A 20,618-nucleotide genomic window follows, 5' to 3' on the forward strand; every position below is an offset into this window, starting at 1 on the left:
GCGTAACACCCGCTCGGCGCCCACGGGTTGACGGTTGAGGTTCCCGCGTGGCTTTGTTGGCGGCGCCTCCTGTTGTCTGGGGCATGTGTCTTGGGTCTGCTGGCGCACAGACGTGAAAGGCATGCCGAGCTAACGTGCCCACAGCGACAACCCCAGAGCACGGCGCATCGCAGGTGCTCTGACCCGCTTGCGTTGCCGGGCGTCTCGAACCGTTGTCTTTCTGTTTTTTTGCACACCAGGAGCCCCATGAAAATACGCGCCCCCTTACTTCTGATCACCCTCGGTCTGGCCACCGCATTGGCCGTGGGCTGCAGCAAGGCGGTTGAAACACCGCCCGCCGTGGTGCCCGACATCACCATCGGCACCCAGGTGGACGACACCGTCATCACCTCCGGCGTCCGTTCGGCGCTGGTGTCTGATGACCTGGTGAAAAGCTTTGACTTGCAGGTTGAAACCCGCAAGGGCGTGGTGAAGCTCAGTGGCTTTGTCGACAGCCAGAACCAGATTGACCAAGCGCTGGCCGTGGCGCGCAGTGTGTCGGGGGTGACCGAGGTGGAGAATGGTTTGAGCCTCAAGGGTGTGTCGACCACGGTGGGTGAAAAAATCGACGACACCGTGGTCACCACCCTTGTGAAAACGGCGCTGCTGGCCGACGCCGACATCAAGAGCTTTGACATCAGCGTGCTTACCTTCAACGGTGAAGTGCAGCTGAGCGGGTTTGTGAACAACCAGGGCCAGATCGATCAGGCCGTGCGCATCGCCAGGGCGGCCGAGGGCGCTGCGTCGGTCAAAAACGAGCTGACGATCAAGCAATGAGGCCGGTTGCCTGAGCCGCACCACCCGCACAACCCACGCAAGGAAACCCACCCATGACCACCCAGCACACCCTCACCGACGTAACCACCCTGCGGGAGCAAGCCCGCCAGCACATGGGCCGCGGTGCCGTCACCGCAGGCTACAGCGCCGACCGCAGCCGTGTGCTGAAGATGCTGAACGAAGCGCTCGCGACCGAAATCGTCTGTGTGCTGCGCTACCGGCGCCACCATTTCATGGCGCGCGGCATCCACGGGCAAAGCGTGGGTGCCGAGTTTCTAACCCATTCAATCGAAGAGCAAGGCCATGCGGACAAGCTGGCCGCACGCATCGTGCAATTGGGCGGCGAGCCCGACTTTTCTCCTGACACCCTAAGTGCCCGCAGCCATGCCGAATACGTGGCCGGCGAGACGCTGTCCGAGATGATCCAGGAGGACCTGGTGGCCGAGCGCATTGCGATCGACAGCTACCGCGACATGATCAAGTACCTGGGCACCGACGACCCCACCACCAGCGTGCTGCTCAAGCAGATCCTGGCGGTGGAAGAAGAGCACGCCGACGAACTGGCCGATCTGCTGGAAGGCCTGCCCAGCGTCTGACACCGCCGACGGCACGATACGCCGTTCAGCGTTTGTTTTTCCTGGGGGCTTGCGGGAACCCCGCGCCAGCGGGCCCCTCCATGGGTAAGCTGTGTACTCGCACCCCAAGGAGATCCCTCATGCTGAAACGCCTCACCCGCTCTGAATCCTCGGCACGGCCCGCTGCCTGCAAAGGCCAGCTCTTTGCCGCTGTGGCCGTGTGCGCGGGCTTGCTCAGCGCGGGCGCTGTGCAAGCCCAGCCCACGCGCGTCACCACCGAGGTGGTGGCCAGTGGCCTGCAAAACCCCTGGGCGGTGGCCTTCGTGGGCGACGGCCGCATGCTGGTGACCGAGCGGCCGGGGCGCCTGCGCGTGGTGGCGCCCAACGGCACGCTGAGCGAGCCCGTGGCCGGTGTGCCCACCGTGGACGCGGTGGGGCAGGGCGGCCTGCTGGACCTCATCACCGATCGCGACTTTGCCCGCAACCGTGTGCTGTACTTTTGCTACAGCGAGCCGGCGGCACAGGGCAGCGGCAATTCCACCGCACTGGCTTCGGCCCGCCTGTCTGCCGACGCCACCCGGCTGGAAAACGTCAAGGTCATCTTCAGCCAGCAACCCAAATTCAGCAGCCGGTTGCACTTTGGCTGCCGCATTGTGCAAGCGGGCGACGGCAGCCTGTTCCTCACGCTGGGCGACCGCTACCAGCGCATGAATGACGCCCAGACGCTGGACAACCACCATGGCAAGGTGGTGCGACTCCGGCCCGATGGCAGCGCCCACCCCGACAACCCGTTTCGCAACCGCCCCGGCGCCCTGCCCGAAATATGGAGTCTGGGCCACCGCAACCCGCAAGGCGCCACGCTCGGGCCGGACGGCCGTTTGTGGGTCAGCGAGCACGGCCCGCAGGGCGGCGACGAGATCAACCGCCCCGAGGCCGGCAAAAACTACGGCTGGCCCGTCATCACCTACGGTGAAAACTACGGCGGCGGCACCATTGGCCAGGGCTTGACCGAAAAAGCTGGCATGGAACAACCCCTGCACCAGTGGACGCCGTCCATTGCGCCCTCGGGCATGGCGTTTGTGACCAGCGAGCGCTACGGCAAAGCCTGGCAGGGCAGCCTGCTGGTGGGTTCGCTCAAGTTTCGCTACCTGGCTCGCCTGGAGCTGGACGGCGCCCGCGTGGTGAAGGAAGACAAGCTGCTGCCCGACCTGGGCCAGCGCGTGCGTGATGTGCGCGAAGGCCCCGACGGCTTCATCTATTTGGTGACCGACGACCGCAACGGCCAACTGCTGCGCCTGGTGCCCCGGTAGGACCGGCAGGACTGCCCTGTAAGAAAAAGGACGGTGGTGCGACATACTGTGGCGTGCCAGTGGAGCGGGGAGGTCAGCCGTCTGACTAAACTACCCCCTGGTGTATCCATACCCTCCCGCTGACCGCATGTCCTCAAGCCCACGCACCCTGCTGCTTTTCAATTACGACTGGGACGCTGTGGGCCACCAACGCGCTGGCGCTGCGCGGGGCATGGCATTTGACGAGGCGGGGTTTGACCTGTTTTCTTTTCCCAGCAACGCGCGCCTGGCCTGGTTTGACATGGCCCGCTTCGTGCAGCGCCTGGCCCGTCAAGCCCAGGCCAAGGGCTGGACGGCGGTCACCTCCAACCACGAGCAGTTTGGTGCACTGGCTGCCGCCTTGCTGGCCGAGCGCATGGGCTGGCCCGGCACGCCGGTGGCCGCCATCCTGGCTTGCCAGCACAAGCTGCACGCGCGCCAGGTGCTGCAGCGCGTGGCGCCCGAGGCCAACCTCGAATTCGACTTGTTGCACGCCGAATACGGCGCGCCCATTCCACCGGGCATTGCGTACCCGCGGTTCGTCAAGCCGGTGAAGGCCGCTTTTTCCGTGCTGGCGCGCGAGGTGCGCAACCACGCCGAACTGCACGGCCACACCCGCTTTGGCGCCTGGGAGCTGTGGGTGATCCGCCGCCTGGTGGAGCCGTTTGAACGCATGGCGCAGCAGCGCCTGGGGCCCGGGTTGCCCAGCGCCCACCGCATGCTGCTGGAAGCGCCGGTGCAGGCCGATCAGTTCAATCTGGACGGTTACGTTTTCAACGGCGACGTGCACGCCATTGGCGTGGTGGACGCGGTGATGTACCCGAACACCCAGGCCTTCATGCGCTTTGAACTGCCCAGCAAGCTGCCGGCCAGCGTGCAGGCCCGGGCGCTGGACGTGGCGTGCCGCTTTTTGCAGACCGTGGGCTTCACCCACGGCTTGTTCAACATGGAGTTTTTTTACGACGCACCCACCGACCGGCTGACGGTGATCGAGTTCAACCCGCGCATGGCCGCGCAGTTTTCCGACCTCTACCTGCGCACACAAGGCCTCGATCTGCACGCCGTTTCGCTGGCGCTGGCCCACGGACAAGACCCGGCCAGCGTGCCGCGCACAGCGCCCACGGCCGGTGCGGCCCCCAGCTTTGTCTACCGTGTGTTCGATGCCCTGCAGCCCGTGGCCATGCCCGACGCCCACCGCCGGCAAGCCTTGGCTCAAGCGTTTCCCGACGCGCTGCTGTTTGCCTACCCCAAGCCGCGCGGCTCCATGGAACGCGACTTCAAGTGGCTGGGCAGTTACCGCTATGGCATCTTGCACCTGGGCGGGCGCGACCAGGCCGATCTGTACCAGCGCTGCACCGCTGCGAGCGCGCTGCTGGGCTGGCCCGCACCCTGCCAGGAACCCGCGCCACCCCTTCCGGCTCTCAACAATGCTGCGGCACCGGCGCCCACGCACCCGCCGCTTTCCCCCCTTTGCAACCAAGAGATCCCCGCATGAAAACCTCTGCTCTTCACCACCTGCAACGCCCGCTTGTGGCCGCTGCGCTGTCACTGGGCCTGTTCTCGCTGGCTGGTTGTGGTGCCATGTCGGCCCAAAACCCATCGTCCACGCTCAAGCCCGTCAACGCGGTCGAGATACCGCCCGATGCGCGCGTCATGCTCAAGGGCGCCGACGTGGTGGCCTATTTCACCCAAAACGCCTATGTGCAGGGCAATCCGTCCTTCAAGAGCACCTACGAGGGCGTGAGCTTTTATTTCGCCAGTGCCGAGCACAAGGCCGCGTTTGACCAAGCCCCTGCGCGGTACCTGCCGCAGTACGGCGGCTATTGCGCCAACGGCGTGGTGTATGGCATCCCCTGGGGCGGCGACGCCGACACCTGGAAGCTGATCGACGGCAAGCTCTACATCTTTGGCGGCCAGGGCAGCAAAGACGGCTTCGAACTCGATGAAAAAGCCAACCTGGCGCTGGCTGAAAAATACTGGAACGAAGAAGTCAAAGGCAGCAACAGCTTTGTGCAACGCGCCAAGCGCATGGTGGTGCGCGTGCCGCACTACCAAAGCGGCGAAGCGCTGGCCAAGGCGGTGGCCGAAGCCAAAGCGCGCCAGCCCTGACGGCCCGGCCCCAAGAGCCCGCCATGCCGATGCTGCGACGCCACGTTGTGCTGGCCGCTGCAGCCGGCATGGCCGGTCTGGCGGGCTGCAGTTTCAGACCCGACCAAGACCACAACGGCCCCGACGCACCGCGCGCCGAGCCCCTGCGCCAGCCGGTGCGCACGGCCTGGGTGTTCAGCTCCGGTGGGCCGCGAGGCTTTGTGCATGTGGGCGTGCTCAAGGCGCTGGAAGAACTGGGCCTGGCGCCCGACCTCATCGTGGGCGCCTCCGCCGGTGCGCTCTTGGGAAGTCTGTGTGCGGCCGGTCTGCGTGCCAGCGAAATTGAAACCCTTGCGCTGGAACTGCAGCCCTGGCGCTTGCTGCGGCTGGCGCTGGGGGGCGACGGCTACCTCAGCGGCAGCGCCATTGCCGGGCTGGTGCGCGAGCGCTGCCCGGTGCAGCGGCTCGAAGCCATGCCCGTGCCCATGGCCTGCGTTGCGGCGCGGCGCACCGGCCGTGTGGCGGTCGCGTTTACCGCCGGCGACGTCGGCCTGGCGGTGCAGGCTTCAGCCGCTATTGAAGGCCAGTTTGCGCCCGTGCGCATCCGGGGGCAGCAATACGTGGACGCCGACTGGATCAACCCGCTGCCGGTGCGCGTGGCGCGCGCGTTGGGCGCCCAGCGCGTGCTGGCGGTGGACGCCTCGGCCCACATCACCCAAACCCCACAGGGCGCCGAGCGCTACCACGCCGACGACCTGCGCAAGCAGGCGCTGGTGAACGCCGACGGCGCGTTGGCCGACCTCGTGCTCAAGCCCGACTTTGGTTACTGGGCCGGTATGTCGCTCGAATTTCGTGAGCGCACCATCGAAGCGGGCTACCAGCACACCCTGTCTCAGGCCACGGCGCTGCGTGCTTTGCACGCCGCCTGAAGCCTCGCTCACAGGTCTTTTGCTAGGCGCAGGCCGCTGAACTGCCAGCGCGCTTCGGTGGGGAAAAAGTTGCGGTAGCTGGTGCGGATGTGCGAGCGCGGTGTGGCGCAGGAGCCGCCGCGCAGCACCATCTGGTTCACCATGAACTTGCCGTTGTATTCGCCCACGGCACCGGTCCAGGCGCGGAAGCCGGGGTAAGGCAGGTAGCTGCTGCCGGTCCATTCCCACACATCACCGCCCATCTGCTGCAGCCCGGCATCGGTGCGCGTCTGCGGCAAGGGGTGTAGGGCGCCGCTTTCCAGAAAGTTGCCCCGTGTCTGCAGCGCTTCGCCCAGCGACTGCGCGGCGTGTTCCCATTCGGCTTCGGTGGGCAAGCGGATCGGTTCGCTGTCTTGTGCTGCGCGCCAGCGCGCATTCGCGTCGGCCTCAAACCAGCTGACATGGACCACCGGGCTGTGCGGGTCGATGGGCAGCCGTCCGTGCAGGGTGAATTGGGTCCAGCCGCTGAGCAGCGCCGGGTTGCCGTCCTGCTGCCAAGACAGCGGTGCGGCCACACCGTGGGTGCGCACCCAGTCCCAGCCGGCGGCCATCCACCAGCGCGGGTGGGCGTAGCCGCCATCGGCCATGAAGGCCAGCCACTCGGCGTGCGTCACCAGCCGGTTGCCCAGCGCATAGGTTGGCAACAACACAGCATGTTGCGGGCCCTCGTTGTCAAAAGAAAAGCCGTCGCCACCATGGCCCACGGTGGCGGCACCGCCTGCAGAGCCCACCCAGGCATGCGGCGCTGGCGCTGCGCTCACCTGTTCACAGGGCGAGCGGTACATGGGCGCCAGCGGGTTGCATGAAAGCAGGTGCTTGATATCGGTCAGCAGCAGCTCCTGGTGCTGCTGTTCGTGTTGCAGGCCCAGGGCCACCCGCTCGAGCAGTTCAGCGCTTTCGGCGCCGCTGGTGAGTAGCGCGGTGATGCGTGCGTCCACGTTGTCCCGGTAGGCGAGCACCTCGGCCAGGCTGGGCCGCGTGATCAGGCCGCGCTGGAGCCGGGGGTGCTGATCGCCCACGCCCTGGTAATAGCTGTTGAACAGCACGCGAAAAGCCGGGTGAAAGGGCTGAAAGTCCGGCTCAAATGGTTCCAGTACAAATGTCTCAAAGAACCAGGTCACGTGGGCCAGGTGCCATTTGGTTGGGCTGGCATCGGGTAAGGACTGCACCTGGCAGTCGGCCTCGCTCAAGGGCGCTGCCAGTGCCCGCGTCTGGGCGCGGATGGCCAAAAAGCGTTGCGCGGTTTCGTTGGGATGGTTGTGTTGCAGGGTGGTCATGGCAGAAACCTCATGCGGCAGGCAGCCGCGAGGCCGAATGCAGCCCCATCACCCCGATCACGATCAGCCCGATGCTCACCATCTTGATGGCTGTGGCCGGCTCTTTGAAGTAGTAAATGCCGATCAGCGCGGTGAGCACCGTGCCCACACCAGACCACACGCCGTACACCACGCTCAAGCCCAGCGTGCGGATGATCATGGTGTTGAGGCCAAAGGAAATGCCGTAGAAAACAAAAATCATCACCGAAGGGGTGAGCCGCGTGAAACCTTCGGCCAGGCGCATCGAGGTGGTGCCCGCCACCTCCATCAAAATGGCCAGCCCCAGCAGGGCCCAGGCTTGGCTATGGGTGAGCAGCGGCAGGGCCATGGGCGGTGTGGCGTGGGTTCAGCGCGTGAGCAGCCGGCGCGACGTGTGGCTGGCTGCGTCCACCACCGCCACCATGAGCAGCATGGCGCCCAGGATGGTGGCGGTCTTGTTCATCTGAAACAGGCCCATGTGAAACGCCAGCAACTGGCCCAGGCCGCCTGCGCCCACCACGCCCAGCACGGCCGCGGCGCGTATGTTGTTTTCCCAGCGGTACAGCGTGTAGCTCATCAGCTGGGGCAGCACCTGCGGCAAGGTGGCATAAACGAACACCCTGAAATTGCCCACACCTTGCACCCGCAGCGCCGCGCCGGGGCCAGGCGGTGTGTTTTCAATGGCCTCGGCAAACAGCCGGCCCAGCACGCCGGTGGTGTGAAAGGCGAGCGCCAGCGTGCCGGCAAATGGGCCCAGTCCGGCAGAAATGAGCAGCAGCGCGGCCCACACCAGCTCGGGGATGCTGCGCAGCGCGTTCAGCACCAGGCGGGTGGGCGCGCGGGCCCAGGCGGTGTCGTCCTGGTGCAGACGGCTGGCCGGCAGCGCCAGCGCCAGCCCGGCCCCAGCGGCCAGCACCGTGCCCAGGGCCGACATGGCCAGCGTTTCCCAGGCACCCAGTGCCACTTTGCTCAGAAACTCGGGCGAGGTGTCGGGCGGAAAAAACTCGGCCAGAAAGCGGCCCATGCTGCGTGCCGCGTCCATTGAAAAGAACTGGCCCCACTGCAGGTCGAGCGACCAGAAGCTGGCCACCACCAACACCAGCAGGGCAGCCGTGAACCAGCAGGCCTTGCACCGCGCGTCAAACAGCGGCGGCGGCAGCTTGTGGGTGTCGTTGGCGGCGCGGGGTCGGGTCATCCGAGTGCTTTCCTGAGCCACGCGCTCACCCGGTCGGCCAGCGCCACCAGCGCGATGAACACCAGCAGCATGCTGGCCACTTCGCCGCCTTCAAACATTTTCATGGAGTTGTCCAGCTGCTGCCCCAGGCCGCCCGCGCCCACAAACCCCAGCACCACCGAACTGCGGATGGCGCATTCCCAGCGGTACACGGTGTAGCTGGTGAGTTCGGCCGCGCTGGTGGGCAGCAAGCCGTAAAAAAACGCTTGCAGGCGCCCGCTGCCGTTGCGCAGCAGCGTCTCAGTCGCGTGGGTTTCGCCGCTTTCCAGAATCTCGCCGTACACCTTGCCCAGCATGCCGCCGTAGGTGAGGGCAATGGCGAGCACGCCCGCTGTGGGCCCCAGGCCCACCACGCGCACAAACACCAGCGCCCACACCAGCTCGGGAATGCTGCGCAACACAATCAGCAACCAGCGCACGCTCTGGCGCAGCCAGTAAGGCCCGCGCGCCATGCGGCCCGAGAGCGCCGAAATGGACAGCACCCGCGTGTTGAGCAGCGTGAGCGGCACCGCCACCACCAGCGCCAGCGTGACGCCCGCGGTGGCCATGGCCACGGTGCGCCAGGTTTCGCGCGCGACCATGGCCAGAAATTCGGCATCAAAAACCAGCGGCCAGAAACTGCCGATGAACTGCGCACTGATCTTGACGTTCTCAGGCTCCAGCAGCACCCAGGGCTTGAACTCGGTGGCCACGCCCAGCGGCCACAGCAGCACCAGGCACAGGCTGGCCCAAAACACGCGGCCCAGCCAGGCCGGGTCGCGGGTGGGGGCAGGATGAAGAAGCAATTCAGCCATGGAGGGGCGCCTTTACCCAGCAGCAGCCGCAGAACCGGCTTGGCCGGGTTGCTGGCTGCGCCCCCCTGGCCGGGGGGTGACGCGAAGCGGCGCGGTGGGGCTCATGGTTACCTGCAGTGCATCACCACCGGCTGCGGGCCGGGGTCTGGTGCGTCCAGCGGGGCTGCGGGGGCATCGCCGCGCAGTTCGTGTTCAAACTGGTCGTACAGCCGGGCCAGGCGTGCGCGCGTGACCTCGGCGGCGGGCAGGTCAAAGGCCAGCGCGCCGTCGCGCAGGCCAATGATGCGCGGGAAGTGCGCCAGCGCCACGTCCACCTGGTGCAGCGTGGCCACCAGGGCGGTGCCGCGTTCGCGCGCGCCCGCCAGCAAGGTGCTGATGGCCTGGCGCGAGCGGGTGGGGTCGAGGGCGGACAACGGCTCATCAATCAGCCAGAGCCGGGCTGGCGCCAGCAGCGCGCGCGCCAGGCCCACGCGCTGGCGCTCGCCGCCCGAGAGGCGGTCGACCCGCTCAAACAACTTGTCGGCCAGGTCAAATTGGTCCAGCGCGTCAAACGCGGCGGGAATGTCAGCGGGATAAAACAGCGAACGCAGGCTGGCCAGCAAACCCATGGCCGGCAAACGCCCGGCCAGCACCGCCGTGACCACACGCTGGCGCGGCGGCAGCGGCGGCACCTGGGGTGCCAGAAACAAGCCGCCGCGCAGGCGCTGCAAAGCGCTGCGCCGCAGTTGCCAGGGGTTCACGCCGTCCAGCGCCAGCGTGCCCGCCGTGGGTGGCATGGCACAGGCCAGCACCTGCAGCAGCGTGGTTTTGCCGGCGCCTGACGGGCCGATCACTGCCACCTGTTCGCCAGCCGCGAGTTGCAGGTTCAAGCCTTTGAGCGCGGGCGCCGCCCCGGGGCGGGCGGCCGGGTGGCGCGCGCTGGCGCCCAGCAGTTCAATCTTCAAAACGAAGCTTCGGGTTCAGGTCAGAGCAGGCCGGCGCTGCGTGCAGCGGTTTCCAGACCCTTGTAGTTCTCGGGCGTGGTGGCGATGTAGCGCGTGGCGCGGTTGAGACGCAGGATTTCGGCGTGCTCGGGGTTGGCTGGGTCCAGCGCCAGCAGGGCGGCTTTCACCTTGGCCTGCATGGCGGCCGGCATGTCGGCGTGCACCGACCAGTTGTAGTTGAAGTAACCCGGCGTGGTGAAGAACACGTTCACCGCTTGTGTGTCCACCTTGTTTTCGTTCACAAACTTCTTCCACACGGTGATGTCCAGCGCGGCCGCGTCCACCTTGCCGCTCACCACCGAAGCGATGGTGGCGTCGTGTGCGCCGCTGTAAGCGATGCGGCGGAAATCTTTTTCCGGGTTGATGTTGGCTTGCAGCAAAAAGCTGCGGGGCATGAGGTGGCCCGAGGTGCTGCTTTGCGAGCCAAAGGAAATCTGCTTGCCCTTCATGTCGGCCAGGCTTTTGATGCCCGAGTCCGTCTTGGCAATGAAGACCGACTGGAATTTCGTGTCTTCTTCGCGTTGGGCCAGGGGCACCACTTTGCCGCCCGAGCGCAGGTTGGCTTGCACAAAGGTGAAGCCGCCAAACCACACCAGGTCCACTTTTTTGTTCACCAGCGTTTCCACGGCGGCGGGGTAGTCGCTCACCGGGGTGAACTCCACCTTCACGCCCAGGGCTTTTTCCAGGTAGTTGGCCAGCGGGGTGAACTTGCGCACCTGCTCGGTGGCGGCTTCTTCGGGGATGGTGGTGACGCGGAAGACGTTTTGCGCCTGGGCCAGGCCGGTGAAGGCGGTGCCTGCGGCGAGCACGGCGCAGGTCAAGAGTGCGCGCTTGGTGCGGGAGAAAGTGGCTTGCATGGGTATCCGATAAAAAGGGATGAGAGGCCTGTATTAAACCGCGCAACAGCGACGTTTTGGTTTTGAGGGGCCTTGGGATATGTCCCTGTAAGAAGCGTCCGGCCCGTTCGACCCAGTTCTGATGGCGCGCTGGTTTATAACGCCGATAACGCTTTGCGCCCCTGCAACCCTACCCAGCACCCATGCACCACCCATCCGTTGCTCCCTCTTTTGTGCAGTTGCACCAAACCAACCACGCCGCTGTGCGCGCCGAACTGGCTGCTGGCCTGCAGGCGCAGCCCGCGCATGTGGCGCCCAAGTTTTTCTACGACGCCTTGGGTTCGCGCCTGTTCGACGCCATCACCGAGCTGGTCGAGTACTACCCCACCCGCACCGAGGCCGCCATCTTCCGCGAGCACGGCGAGGCCCTGGCGCAGCAGGTGCCTTCGGGAGCGGTGCTGGTGGATCTGGGCGCTGGCAGCTGCGCCAAGGCGGCCAGCCTGTTCCAGGTGCTGCGCCCGGCCGCTTATGTGGCGGTGGACATTTCGGTGGACTACCTGCGCGACACCATGGGCCCGCTACAGCAGCGCCACACCGGCCTGCCCATGCTGGGTCTGGGTATGGACTTTTCTGCCGAGCTGGCTTTGCCACCCGCAGCCACCGACTGGCTGGCCGCTCAGGGGGCGGCCAGCGCGGCGCGCTGCGTGTTCTACCCGGGCTCCAGCATCGGCAACTTCAACCCCACCGAAGCGCTGGCTCTGCTGCGCCAAGCGCATGCGGTGTGCGCCGCCGGCGGGCCTGGCGGCGGCATCCTGATCGGCGTGGACCGCGTGAAAGACAAGGCCGTCCTGGAGCCCGCCTACGACGACCCGCTGGGCGTGACCGCTGCCTTCAACCGCAACCTGCTGCTGCACACCAACGCCCTGCTGGGCACCGACTTCGCCCCCGCGCGCTGGCGCCATGTGGCGTTTTTCAACGAAACCGATTCGCGCATTGAAATGCATTTGCAGTCGGCGGGCACGCAAACTGTGCGCTGGCCCGGCGGCGAGCGCACCTTTGCCGACGGCGAGCAGATGCACACCGAAAACTCCTACAAATGGCAGCCCGCAGACTTCGACGCGCTGCTGCGCGAGGCGGGTTTTGGCGCCTCCAGCCACTGGACGGACGAGAAGGGTTGGTTCAGTGTTTTTTGGGCACCTGTGTAAACGCGTCAATTCGTTCCCCCTGATCCCGCTTGGCGCCTTCCCCCTCTGGGGTAAGGTTGGGACGGGGGCGAACGTGAGAAACCGCAGCCGACAGCGAAAAGCCGGGTGAAGAGCCCCCTCCCCAGCCCTCCCCCAGAGGGGGCGCGAGCACCACCACTCAAGCCACCACACTCCTGAATCCCGCCACGGTGTCGTTGCGCTCGGGCGTGAAGTAGTTGCGGTATTTCGGGTGGCGCATGCGAGCCACCGTCGCGGGGCTGGCGCCTTTGAGCACCGGGCGCCCGTCGAACCACGGTGCCGAATAGTCCAGGTAAGGGTGTGGCGTGAAGCCGGGGAAGGGTGCAAAGGCGCTGGCCGTCCATTCCCACACAGCGCCCCAGGCAAAGCCGGGCAGCGTGTGCGCGGCCAGTTCCCATTCGGCTTCGGTGGGCAGGCGCCGCCCCGCCCATTGGCACCAGGCCTGGGCTTCAAAAGCACTGAGGTGGCAGGCGGTGGCGCTCAGGTCCAGCGGCTGCCACTGGCCGTGGTGCAGCTGTTCCCAGCCTTGGTCGGTGCGCCGCAGGTAGCGCGGCACGCCAGCGCCCGTGCGGCTGCGCCAGGCCCAGCCGGCTTCGCTCCAAAAAGTGCGCTGTGCCGCGCTGCCGCTTTCAACAAACGGCAGGTACTGCGCCCAGGTCACCGCACGCGCGTCGATCTCAAACGCGTCCACCGCCACCGGGTGGACGCCCAGCTCGTTGTCAAACGCAAAGCCTGGGCCGCTGCGGCCCAGTTGCCAGGTGGTGGCGGGCACGGCCATGGTGTGCAGTGCTGGGGTGTTGGCTGTTCCGGCGCTGGCCACGCCTGCGCCAAGGCCCGGGTCAAAACCCAGGTTTTGCGCCATGTACACCGCCGCTTCGGCGTGCATGTCTTCATGGAACAGCGCCAGGCGAAAGAAATACAGGCCGGTGTCGGTTTCTTCCGCGTCCTCCAGCAGCGCCAGCGTGTGTTGCAGGCTCTCGGTCAGGTCGGTGCGCAGTTCGTTGGCGCAGGGCAGGTTCAAGGCCCAGCGCAGGTCGTGGGCTACTGTGCTGGAATTGAACAGGCTGTCCACGTCAAGCCCGCGCAGCGCTTGCCGGGCCGGGTGGCGCGCTGCGTGGGGGTTGGCTTGCAGGCCACGCTGGCGCTCGGGGTTGCGGGCCAACCACCAGTCGGCAAACCAGCCCACATGGCCCAGTTCCCACAACGGCAGGTTCAGCTCGGGGGTGCAAGGCACGCGCAAGCCAGCGCCCAGCGCAGCTTCGTAGGCGTCAAACAGCGCCAGCGTGCGCGCCCGGGCGTCGGTGAGCGCCAGGGCCAGCGCAGCCTTGCCCGCGCAGCGGGCTTGTTCGGCTTCCCCGGTGGGTTCGAACACAATGTCAGACACTCACTGCTCCCATGAAAAAACCTTCACTCTGTATCGTCACGCCGGCTCTGGCCGACGCCAACAACGGCAACTGGCAAACCGCCCGCCGTTGGGCGCACATGCTGGCGGGCCATTATCGGGTTCGGTTGGCCAAACAGTGGCCCGATTCAACCACCACCGACGACGGCACGGACATCTTGCTCGCGTTGCACGCGCGCCGCTCGGCCGCTTCGGTGGCCGCCTGGGCAAAGGCCTACCCGGCCAAACCGCTGGTGCTGGCGCTCACCGGCACCGACCTTTACCGCGACATTGCCACCGATGCCAGTGCCCAGCAGTCTTTGGCGCTGGCGCACCGCCTCGTTGTGCTGCAAGAGCAAGGCCCGCACGAGCTGCCCGAAGCCCTGCGCAGCAAGTGCCGCGTGGTGTTTCAGTCCAGCACCGCGCGCCAGACACTGCCCAAAACCCACGCGCACCTGCGCGCGGTGATGGTGGGCCACCTGCGGGAAGAAAAATCGCCGCAAACCCTGTTTGAAGCGGCGCGCCGGATTCAGCCCGACGAGGGGATTTACCTGGACCATGTGGGTCATGCGCTGGACCCGGCCCTGGGTGAAGCTGCACGCCAGACCCAGCGCGACTGCCCACACTACCGCTGGCTCGGCGGGCAGCCGCACGCCGCCACGCGCGGGCGCATCCAGCGCGCACACCTGCTGGTGCACCCCAGCCGCATGGAAGGCGGCGCCCACGTCATCATGGAAGCGGTGTTGTGTGGCACGCCGGTGCTGGCCTCGCGGGTGCCGGGCAATGTGGGCATGCTGGGCAGCGGCTACGCGGGCTACTTTGCGCCCGGCGACGCTGGCGCGCTGGTGGCCCTGTTACGCCGCTGCCGCAGCGAGCCTGCTCAAGGAGGCGGCGCGCTGGCATCGCTGCAGGCCCAATGCGCCGCCCGGGCACCGCTGTTTTCGCCCCATGCCGAGCGGGCAGCGCTGCTGGGGGTGCTGGCCGAGCTTGTTTGATTGTTCAACACACATTCGCTGTCCAGATCGGGTCTATCCATGCAAACACCACACATCCTGGCCTTTGACATTTTTGGCACCGTGGTCGACTGGCACGGCAGCATCCAACGCGAGGTGCAGGCGCTGTACCCGGCGGTGGACGCTGACGCCTTCGCGCTCGCCTGGCGTGCGGGCTACCAGCCGGCCATGGCGCGGGTGCGCTCGGGTGAGCTGGGCTGGACGCGCATTGATGAGTTGCACCGGCTCATCCTGGACGGTCTGTTGCCTCGCTTTGGCCTGGACCACCTGGGCGAGGCCGAGCGCCAGCACCTCAACCGCGTCTGGCACCGCCTGGACCCCTGGCCCGACACGGTGCAAGGGCTGACGCGGCTCAAGACCCGCTTCACCCTCTGCACCCTGTCCAACGGCAACATTGGGTTGCTGACGAACATGGCCAAACGCGCCGGGCTGCCGTGGGACTGCATCTTGTCGGCCGAGGTGTTTCGCGCCTACAAGCCCGACCCGCGCACCTACCTGGGCGTGGCCCACACCTTTGACGTGGCGCCCGCCGACGTGATGCTGGTGGCTGCCCACCAGGATGACCTGGCTGCCGCTCGCGCCTGCGGCCTGGGCACGGCCTACATTGAGCGCCCGCTCGAATTCGGCGCTGCGCAGCCCAAAGACGTGTCGCCCGACCCGAGCAACACACTGCACGCCCGCGACTTGACCGACCTGGCCACTGTGCTCGGCTGCTGAGCCGGGTCGGGCGGCTGTGCGGGAAAGCGATCGGATCAATAAATCATTGTTCGCTTATATTTAGTGCTCCGTGGCGCTGTCCGTGCCACCTGCATGGAGCCCTGAACATGAACCGCTTTCTTCAAACCGCCCTGGCTGCCGCCGTGCTGGCCGCCGCACCGCTGGCACACGCCGACAACAAGGCCCTTGCCGTGGACGAGATGGAGGCCTACCTGGAGTTTGTGGATTACGGCGGCGGCGTGATTTTTGCCGAGCAAATTCCGGCCGACGAGTGGAAAAAAATGATCGTCATCGACGCCCGCGATGCCGGCCAGTTTGCCAAGGGCCACATTCCGGGCGCCATCAACATGGACTGGCGCCAGGTGCTGGCCAAGCGCAACACCATCCCCAAAGACAAGCCGGTGCTGATTTATTGCAACACCGGCTCGCTGTCGGCCCAGGCCGGTTTTGCCCTGCGCGTGGCGGGTTGGGACAACCTGCGTATCTTGCAAGGCGGCATGGAAGAGTGGAAGGCCAAGGGCGGGTTTGAGGCTGCGGCCAAGGCCACGGTGCCGGCCAAACATTGAACCCAGCCAGCGCTCGTTGCCGTTACCGCACCGTGACGCTGGTGTTCACGGCCGCCGTGAGCGTTTGGCCGGGGTTCAGGTTGTCCAGCAGTTCCAGTTTCAGGTCGTAGTTGCCCACGGGCGGCGAGAGCCAGGTTTCGGTCTGCCCCTGGTTGAAATTCATCACCGCGGGGGTGCCGCCACTGCGGGGTATGACGGTCAGGCGAAAGTGGCCGGTGTCCTTTTCCTGTTGCGACTGGTGCGCCACGTTCAGCGCCGAAGCATGGAACTGCACACGGAAGGGCCGCCGAACCTCAGCGCCCCCATTGACCGCCACGCTGATGCCTTTGACCGCGAGAAGCTTCGGGTCGGTGGCGTTCTTTTTCGTGACGGTGATGCTGGCCGGTTTGCTGTAAACGAAGTGGGGCAGGTGGTTTTGATCGGCCAGCAGCATGCGCAGGGTGTAGGTGCCGGGGGCCAGGTTCAACACCGTTTCCATCTGGCCTTTGCCAAAGTGGATGTATTGCTCGTTGAAGGGCAGCGCTTGCTTGAAATTCAGGGGCAGGTCGCGGTTGATCAGCAGGTGGTGGTGACCGCTTTTGGTCCGTGCCGAGCTGCTGATGGGCGCCAGCCCCCAGCCACCCGAGAGTCCAAACTTCAGCAGATACGGTGTCTCGATCTTGTCGCCATCTTGCAGGTTGGTGAAATAGGCCTCGGCTTCCAGGCGGGGTGTCGGAACCTCCCACGGGTGCGGCTGTGGGGCGGGCGCGCCCGGTGTTTGCGTGTGGGCCGGTAGCGAGAAAACGGCAGCCAAAAGAAGCAAGGGAAGCTTGCGCGTGGATGGTGTGGTGGGCATGTCGGTGTGGTCGGTCGGTGGAGTGTCGGTCCATGCGAACCGCCTTGAGATGCGAGGGAATTTTATGGGCTGTCGCCCATGTGGGCCGCCGGGTGCCCCAGCCCGCCAGCGGCATGGGGCTGCTGACAACCAAACGGTTGCCTGGCGTCAGGGCGCCACAGCCAGCCAGCGCAGACCGGCCACCCAGCCGGTGCTGCGGCTGGCGGTGTTGTCGCTGTCCGCGCCGATCAGCACCGTGTTCACGCGGGGCGCGCTGGCGTTGGCGGGCAGTTCGTCGGCAAACAGCGTGGCGAAGTCTTGGGCCACGTCGCGGGTTTCGGTGACCCACTGGCCCAGGGCGGCGCCCTGGCCTTGCAGGCTGATGAAGCGCACGCGCCGCGTGTAGGGGTTGGCGCCTTGCAGGCCCGCCGGCGCGGCGCTGTCCCACACGTAGCACAGCGTGGCCGCTGGCAGGGCCTCGCCGCTCACGCTGCGGGCCAAGCGCAGCACGGTGCGCTCGACAAATGGCACGCGCTCCAGCGGGTGGTCAAACATCACGCAGACCTTGAGCGCCGCGTCGTCGCCGGCCTTGGTCAGCAGGTCGGGTGGAGCTTTGCCGCCGCTGAGCGGCTGGTCCAGCCGCCAGCGCCACTGCAGTTGGGCTGGCAGCGCGTCTTTGGGGTCGTGCACCAGCGTGCCGTACGACGACGCGGTGCTCACCTTCAGGGCAGCCTGGCCGTCTACGGTGCCCGCTTCGAAGCGCGTGGCCGGTAGGTCGGCGTGTTTCTTGGGAAAGCCCACAAAACGCCAGGCCGGGTTGAGCGCACCGTCGGCTTTCAGCAGGGGTGGTAACGCTTGGGCGGCCGCAGCCAAGGGCCACAGCGCACACAGCGCCAGCAGCGTGCGTGTGCTCATCGCCCGGTGTCGTTGAGCGACCAGTCGTAGTCGAGAAAGCCCACGCGCAGGGTCTTCGCTTTCAACGCGGCCCGCTCGGCAGGTTGGTTGCTCAGCAGCTCGGCGTAGGCGGCAAACACGTCTTCCACCTGCTTGAAGCCGCCGTGGCCTTTTTCAAAATCTTCCTTGAACCACTTGAAGATCTGGCTCACCGCCACCTGGTTGCCCTGCACCCGGTTGCGCGTGCGGTCGGCCATGAAACGGCGCATGCCGTCTTCCAGTTGCGCGTCCAGCTTGTCGGCGGTGAAGGCTTCGTCTCGCAGCGCCGGGCAGCCGATGCTGGCGCAGTTGACCGCGGCGTGGATGCGCGGCTCGTTGTAGCGCGGGCGCAGCTGCTCGTGTTCGATCCAGTCCAGGTGGCGCTCTTCACCCAGCAGGGTGAAAAACTTCTTTTTCCAGGCCGACTGCACAAACGAACCCAGTTCCTTGATGGACTTGAGATCCGGGTATTTCGTCAGGATCAGCTCAACCGTGAAGGCGTTGTAGGCGTTGATCAAAAAAGCCATCTGCTGTGGCCGGCTCCAGCCTTCAAAGCTGGCTTTGGGCACGGCGCTCATGGCGTCCAGCACGGTTTTGAGTGCGGCGCGGTCGGCGGCAAAGCCTTTGTAGTGGGCGCGCGACTGTTTGCCGTCGGGCAACCAGCGCACGTGTTTTTTCAGCAGGGCGTTCCAGGCGGCGTGGCTGTGGTCAAAACCGGCTTGGGCTTGCGCCGCGAGCGGCACGGTCAGTGCAGCAGCGAGCAGGGTGATGAAGTGGCGGCGTGGGTGCATGGGGTGTGGACTCCGTTGGTGCGGTCGGGTTCAACCGCGCTTCCAGTCGTGGAACTTCTTCACCCAGGCCAGCAACTGGTGCGGCTGGTGGGCGCGCTTCCACTCACCGGCCGCGTACTTGTTGGCCTCGGCCAGCGTAGGGTAGGTGTGGATGGTGCCCAGGATCTTGTTCAGGCCCAGCCCGTGTTTCATGGCCAGCACGTACTCGGCCAGCAGGTCGCCTGCGTGGGTGCCAACGATGGTGACGCCCAAAATGGTGTCTTTGCCCGGCACAGTGAGCACCTTGACGAAGCCGTGGGCCTCGCTGTCGGCGATCGCGCGGTCCAGGTCGTCGATGCCGTATTTGGTGACCTCGTAGGGAATGTTCTTTTCTTTCGCTTCCTGCTCGTTCAGTCCCACGCGCGCCACCTCGGGGTCGATGAAGGTCGCCCAGGGAATGACCGAGTAGTCGGCCTTGAACTTCTTGAAGTCGCCGAACAGCGCGTTCACCGCTGCGTACCAGGCCTGGTGCGCGGCCACGTGGGTGAACTGGTAGGGCCCGGCCACGTCGCCGGCGGCATAGATGTTGGGGTAGATCGTCTGCAGGTATTCGTTGGTCTCGACCGTGCGGTTCGTCGGAATGCCCAGGTCTTCCAGGCCGTAGCCGGTCAGGCGCGCCACGCGGCCCACGGCGCAGAGCAACTGGTCGAACGCAATGCGCTTTTCAGTCCCGCCGTGTTCCACCACCAGGGTCTTTTCGCCGTTCACCAGCTCGCAGCGCAGCGCCTTGTGCCCGGTCAGCACCGCCACACCATCGGCCTCCAGCGAGGCCTTGGCCAGCGCGCTCACTTCTTCGTCTTCGCGCACCATGATGCGCGCGCCCATTTCCACCTGCGTCACCTGCGAGCCCAGGCGGGCAAAGCTTTGCGCCAGTTCCGAACCGATGGGGCCACCGCCCAGCACGACCAGGCGCCGGGGCACCTCGTCCAGCTTGGCGAACTCATCCCACAGCGTGTCGCTGGTCACGTAGCCGACGTCATCGAGTCCCGGCAGTGGCGGCACGAAGGGGCGCGCACCGGCGGCGATCACGATGCTGCGCGCAGTGAGTCGCTGCGTGCCACCACCGTTCAGGGCAACCTCCACCGTCCACGGGTTCACCAGTTTGGCGTAGCCCTGCAGCACCTCCACGCCCAGGCCGGTGTAGCGCTCGACGCTGTCATGTGGCTCGATGGCTTTGATGACGTCGTGGATGCGCTGCATCACCGCCTTGAAGCTGAAGGTGGGCGTGGTGTCGTTCAGACCGTAGTTCGCGCCGTGGCGCATCTGGTGCGCGAGCTTGGCGCTCTTGATCAGCGCCTTGCTCGGCACGCAGCCGTAGTTCAGACAGTCACCGCCCATCTTGTGCGCCTCGATCAACGTGACCTTGGCCTTGACGGCCGCAGCGATGTAGGCCGACACCAGACCACCCGCGCCCGCGCCGATCACGATCAGGTTGCGGTCGAAGGTCTTGGGTCGCACGCTCGCCCATTGGGCATAGACCTTGCGTTCTTGCACCGCTTCAACGATCTTGCGGGCGATCAACGGAAACAGGCCCAGCAGCACAAAACTGCCCAGCAGCGTGGGGCTCAAAATACCTTGCAACGAGTCGAGCTTGCCCAGCTGCGTGCCCGCGTTCACATACACGGCGGTGCCGGCCAGCATGCCCAGCTGGCTCACCCAGTAGTACGTCCGGGTCTTCATGCTGGTCAGGCCCATCAGCAAATTGATGACGAAAAACGGCACCACCGGAATCAGCCGCAGCGTGAACAGGTAAAAAGCGCCGTCTTTCTGGATGCCCTTGTTCACATCGGCCAGGCGCTGACCAAAGCGGCTTTGCACCGAGTCGCGCAGCAAAAATCGGGCGGTCAAAAAAGCCAGCGTGGCGCCGATGCTGGACGCAAACGACACCAGCAGCAAACCCCAGCCCAGGCCAAAAATGGCACCGCCCGCCAGTGTGACGATGACCGCACCGGGCAACGAGAGCGCGGTGACCGCCACGTAGACCAGAAAGAAGCCCAGCGCCAGTTGCACCGGCTGCTGTTCGCGCAACGCAGCCAAGCTGGCCTGACTTTCTTTCAAAAACGCCAAGCTGAAATAGCGGTCCAGCCCCAAGGCAAAAAAGGCCACGATGCCCAGCAGCACCGCGATGAGGAGTAAGACTTTGCGGAGATTCAAGACTGTTCCTTGTAGGTTCTGTTGCGTGTGAGTCGCAGCAGGCCGACCATTCTTACACTCGGACCCTGCC

21 protein-coding genes are annotated in these 20,618 nt (G+C 65.9%); 10 read left to right on the forward strand and 11 right to left on the reverse strand.

What is annotated here, in order from left to right:
- The first annotated feature begins 246 nt into the window (after positions 1–246).
- From AC0GNR_RS05265 to AC0GNR_RS05290, 6 genes are all read left to right on the forward strand, one after another.
- Positions 247–816: a BON domain-containing protein gene (locus tag AC0GNR_RS05265; protein ID WP_472899953.1), complete on the forward strand. Its 570-nt coding sequence runs from the start codon at positions 247–249 to the stop codon at positions 814–816.
- Positions 817–869: 53 nt separating this feature from the next.
- On the forward strand, positions 870–1,412 hold the full coding sequence (locus AC0GNR_RS05270; RefSeq protein ID WP_472899954.1) for a ferritin-like domain-containing protein: 543 nt from the start codon (positions 870–872) through the stop codon (positions 1,410–1,412).
- A 119-nt stretch (positions 1,413–1,531) separates the two neighbouring features.
- Positions 1,532–2,701, forward strand: a complete 1,170-nt coding sequence (locus AC0GNR_RS05275; RefSeq protein ID WP_472899955.1) for a PQQ-dependent sugar dehydrogenase — start codon at positions 1,532–1,534, stop codon at positions 2,699–2,701.
- Positions 2,702–2,828: 127 nt separating this feature from the next.
- Positions 2,829–4,214, forward strand: a complete 1,386-nt coding sequence (locus AC0GNR_RS05280; protein WP_472899956.1) for an ATP-grasp domain-containing protein — start codon at positions 2,829–2,831, stop codon at positions 4,212–4,214.
- Positions 4,211–4,828 (forward strand): YHS domain-containing (seleno)protein, encoded by a 618-nt coding sequence (locus AC0GNR_RS05285; protein WP_472899957.1) that lies wholly within the window; start codon positions 4,211–4,213, stop codon positions 4,826–4,828. Before AC0GNR_RS05280 ends, AC0GNR_RS05285 begins: the two co-directional genes overlap by 4 nt.
- Before the next feature lie 23 nt (positions 4,829–4,851).
- Positions 4,852–5,736, forward strand: coding sequence for a patatin-like phospholipase family protein (locus tag AC0GNR_RS05290; protein ID WP_472899958.1), 885 nt, complete (start codon positions 4,852–4,854; stop codon positions 5,734–5,736).
- A gap of 8 nt (positions 5,737–5,744) precedes the next feature.
- Here AC0GNR_RS05290 and egtB read toward each other — a convergent pair whose 3' ends face one another.
- The 6 genes from egtB to AC0GNR_RS05320 form a co-directional block, all read right to left on the reverse strand.
- On the reverse strand, positions 5,745–7,052 hold the full coding sequence (gene egtB, locus AC0GNR_RS05295; protein WP_472899959.1) for an ergothioneine biosynthesis protein EgtB: 1,308 nt from the start codon (positions 7,050–7,052) through the stop codon (positions 5,745–5,747).
- 10 nt (positions 7,053–7,062) lie between these two features.
- Positions 7,063–7,419 (reverse strand): DMT family transporter, encoded by a 357-nt coding sequence (locus AC0GNR_RS05300; RefSeq protein WP_472899960.1) that lies wholly within the window; start codon positions 7,417–7,419, stop codon positions 7,063–7,065.
- Between the two features lie 18 nt (positions 7,420–7,437).
- Positions 7,438–8,265 carry a phosphonate ABC transporter, permease protein PhnE gene (gene phnE / locus AC0GNR_RS05305; protein ID WP_472899961.1) on the reverse strand — a complete coding sequence of 276 codons (828 nt, stop codon included), beginning with the start codon at positions 8,263–8,265 and terminating at the stop codon, positions 7,438–7,440.
- Positions 8,262–9,098 carry a PhnE/PtxC family ABC transporter permease gene (locus AC0GNR_RS05310; RefSeq protein WP_472899962.1) on the reverse strand — a complete coding sequence of 279 codons (837 nt, stop codon included), beginning with the start codon at positions 9,096–9,098 and terminating at the stop codon, positions 8,262–8,264. Before AC0GNR_RS05310 ends, phnE begins: the two co-directional genes overlap by 4 nt.
- Before the next feature lie 107 nt (positions 9,099–9,205).
- Complete coding sequence (locus tag AC0GNR_RS05315; RefSeq protein ID WP_472899963.1) at positions 9,206–10,042, reverse strand: phosphonate ABC transporter ATP-binding protein; 837 nt, start codon at positions 10,040–10,042, stop codon at positions 9,206–9,208.
- Positions 10,043–10,062: 20 nt separating this feature from the next.
- The gene (locus AC0GNR_RS05320) at positions 10,063–10,938 is read right to left on the reverse strand and encodes a putative selenate ABC transporter substrate-binding protein (RefSeq protein WP_472899964.1); all 876 of its coding nucleotides are present in this window, start codon (positions 10,936–10,938) and stop codon (positions 10,063–10,065) included.
- 182 nt (positions 10,939–11,120) lie between these two features.
- On the opposite strand from AC0GNR_RS05320, the gene egtD reads away from it, so the two are divergent.
- Complete coding sequence (egtD, locus tag AC0GNR_RS05325) at positions 11,121–12,122, forward strand: L-histidine N(alpha)-methyltransferase (RefSeq protein WP_472899965.1); 1,002 nt, start codon at positions 11,121–11,123, stop codon at positions 12,120–12,122.
- Positions 12,123–12,279: 157 nt separating this feature from the next.
- Here egtD and senA read toward each other — a convergent pair whose 3' ends face one another.
- Positions 12,280–13,524 carry a selenoneine synthase SenA gene (senA, locus tag AC0GNR_RS05330; RefSeq protein ID WP_472899966.1) on the reverse strand — a complete coding sequence of 415 codons (1,245 nt, stop codon included), beginning with the start codon at positions 13,522–13,524 and terminating at the stop codon, positions 12,280–12,282.
- An 11-nt stretch (positions 13,525–13,535) separates the two neighbouring features.
- On the opposite strand from senA, the gene senB reads away from it, so the two are divergent.
- The 3 genes from senB (at position 13,536) to AC0GNR_RS05345 (ending at position 15,817) form a co-directional block, all read left to right on the forward strand.
- Positions 13,536–14,516 carry a selenoneine biosynthesis selenosugar synthase SenB gene (senB, locus tag AC0GNR_RS05335; protein WP_472899967.1) on the forward strand — a complete coding sequence of 327 codons (981 nt, stop codon included), beginning with the start codon at positions 13,536–13,538 and terminating at the stop codon, positions 14,514–14,516.
- 39 nt (positions 14,517–14,555) lie between these two features.
- A complete protein-coding gene (locus AC0GNR_RS05340; RefSeq protein WP_472899968.1) occupies positions 14,556–15,251 on the forward strand; it encodes a haloacid dehalogenase type II in 696 nt (231 codons plus the stop codon).
- Positions 15,252–15,358: 107 nt separating this feature from the next.
- A complete protein-coding gene (locus AC0GNR_RS05345; protein WP_472899969.1) occupies positions 15,359–15,817 on the forward strand; it encodes a rhodanese-like domain-containing protein in 459 nt (152 codons plus the stop codon).
- 22 nt (positions 15,818–15,839) lie between these two features.
- Here the strand turns inward: AC0GNR_RS05345 and AC0GNR_RS05350 are convergent, their stop codons facing one another.
- The 4 genes from AC0GNR_RS05350 to AC0GNR_RS05365 all read right to left on the reverse strand — a co-directional run bounded on the left by AC0GNR_RS05350 (position 15,840) and on the right by AC0GNR_RS05365 (position 20,548).
- Positions 15,840–16,652, reverse strand: coding sequence for a DUF4399 domain-containing protein (locus AC0GNR_RS05350; protein ID WP_472899970.1), 813 nt, complete (start codon positions 16,650–16,652; stop codon positions 15,840–15,842).
- A 147-nt stretch (positions 16,653–16,799) separates the two neighbouring features.
- Entirely contained in the window at positions 16,800–17,546 is a 747-nt protein-coding gene (locus AC0GNR_RS05355) for a DUF3047 domain-containing protein (protein WP_472899971.1), read from the reverse strand.
- Positions 17,543–18,355: a DUF547 domain-containing protein gene (locus tag AC0GNR_RS05360; protein WP_472899972.1), complete on the reverse strand. Its 813-nt coding sequence runs from the start codon at positions 18,353–18,355 to the stop codon at positions 17,543–17,545. The genes AC0GNR_RS05355 and AC0GNR_RS05360 overlap by 4 nt, the downstream gene beginning before the upstream one ends.
- Positions 18,356–18,385: 30 nt before the next feature.
- Complete coding sequence (locus AC0GNR_RS05365; protein ID WP_472899973.1) at positions 18,386–20,548, reverse strand: FAD-dependent oxidoreductase; 2,163 nt, start codon at positions 20,546–20,548, stop codon at positions 18,386–18,388.
- Between the last annotated feature and the right edge of the window lie 70 nt (positions 20,549–20,618).

The sequence above is a fragment of the Hydrogenophaga sp. LT287 genome, from assembly GCF_055702805.1.

What these genes read in the sequence shown, in the direction of transcription:
- AC0GNR_RS05265 (WP_472899953.1), top strand. Translation starts at nt 247, where the DNA reads ATGAAAATACGCGCCCCCTTACTTCTGATCACCCTCGGTCTGGCCACC.
- AC0GNR_RS05270 (WP_472899954.1), top strand. Translation starts at nt 870, where the DNA reads ATGACCACCCAGCACACCCTCACCGACGTAACCACCCTGCGGGAGCAA.
- AC0GNR_RS05275 (WP_472899955.1), top strand. Translation starts at nt 1,532, where the DNA reads ATGCTGAAACGCCTCACCCGCTCTGAATCCTCGGCACGGCCCGCTGCC.
- AC0GNR_RS05280 (WP_472899956.1), top strand. Translation starts at nt 2,829, where the DNA reads ATGTCCTCAAGCCCACGCACCCTGCTGCTTTTCAATTACGACTGGGAC.
- AC0GNR_RS05285 (WP_472899957.1), top strand. Translation starts at nt 4,211, where the DNA reads ATGAAAACCTCTGCTCTTCACCACCTGCAACGCCCGCTTGTGGCCGCT.
- AC0GNR_RS05290 (WP_472899958.1), top strand. Translation starts at nt 4,852, where the DNA reads ATGCCGATGCTGCGACGCCACGTTGTGCTGGCCGCTGCAGCCGGCATG.
- egtB (WP_472899959.1), bottom strand. Translation starts at nt 7,052, where the DNA reads ATGACCACCCTGCAACACAACCATCCCAACGAAACCGCGCAACGCTTT.
- AC0GNR_RS05300 (WP_472899960.1), bottom strand. Translation starts at nt 7,419, where the DNA reads ATGGCCCTGCCGCTGCTCACCCATAGCCAAGCCTGGGCCCTGCTGGGG.
- phnE (WP_472899961.1), bottom strand. Translation starts at nt 8,265, where the DNA reads ATGACCCGACCCCGCGCCGCCAACGACACCCACAAGCTGCCGCCGCCG.
- AC0GNR_RS05310 (WP_472899962.1), bottom strand. Translation starts at nt 9,098, where the DNA reads ATGGCTGAATTGCTTCTTCATCCTGCCCCCACCCGCGACCCGGCCTGG.
- AC0GNR_RS05320 (WP_472899964.1), bottom strand. Translation starts at nt 10,938, where the DNA reads ATGCAAGCCACTTTCTCCCGCACCAAGCGCGCACTCTTGACCTGCGCC.
- egtD (WP_472899965.1), top strand. Translation starts at nt 11,121, where the DNA reads ATGCACCACCCATCCGTTGCTCCCTCTTTTGTGCAGTTGCACCAAACC.
- senB (WP_472899967.1), top strand. Translation starts at nt 13,536, where the DNA reads ATGAAAAAACCTTCACTCTGTATCGTCACGCCGGCTCTGGCCGACGCC.
- AC0GNR_RS05340 (WP_472899968.1), top strand. Translation starts at nt 14,556, where the DNA reads ATGCAAACACCACACATCCTGGCCTTTGACATTTTTGGCACCGTGGTC.
- AC0GNR_RS05345 (WP_472899969.1), top strand. Translation starts at nt 15,359, where the DNA reads ATGAACCGCTTTCTTCAAACCGCCCTGGCTGCCGCCGTGCTGGCCGCC.
- AC0GNR_RS05350 (WP_472899970.1), bottom strand. Translation starts at nt 16,652, where the DNA reads ATGCCCACCACACCATCCACGCGCAAGCTTCCCTTGCTTCTTTTGGCT.
- AC0GNR_RS05355 (WP_472899971.1), bottom strand. Translation starts at nt 17,546, where the DNA reads ATGAGCACACGCACGCTGCTGGCGCTGTGTGCGCTGTGGCCCTTGGCT.
- AC0GNR_RS05360 (WP_472899972.1), bottom strand. Translation starts at nt 18,355, where the DNA reads ATGCACCCACGCCGCCACTTCATCACCCTGCTCGCTGCTGCACTGACC.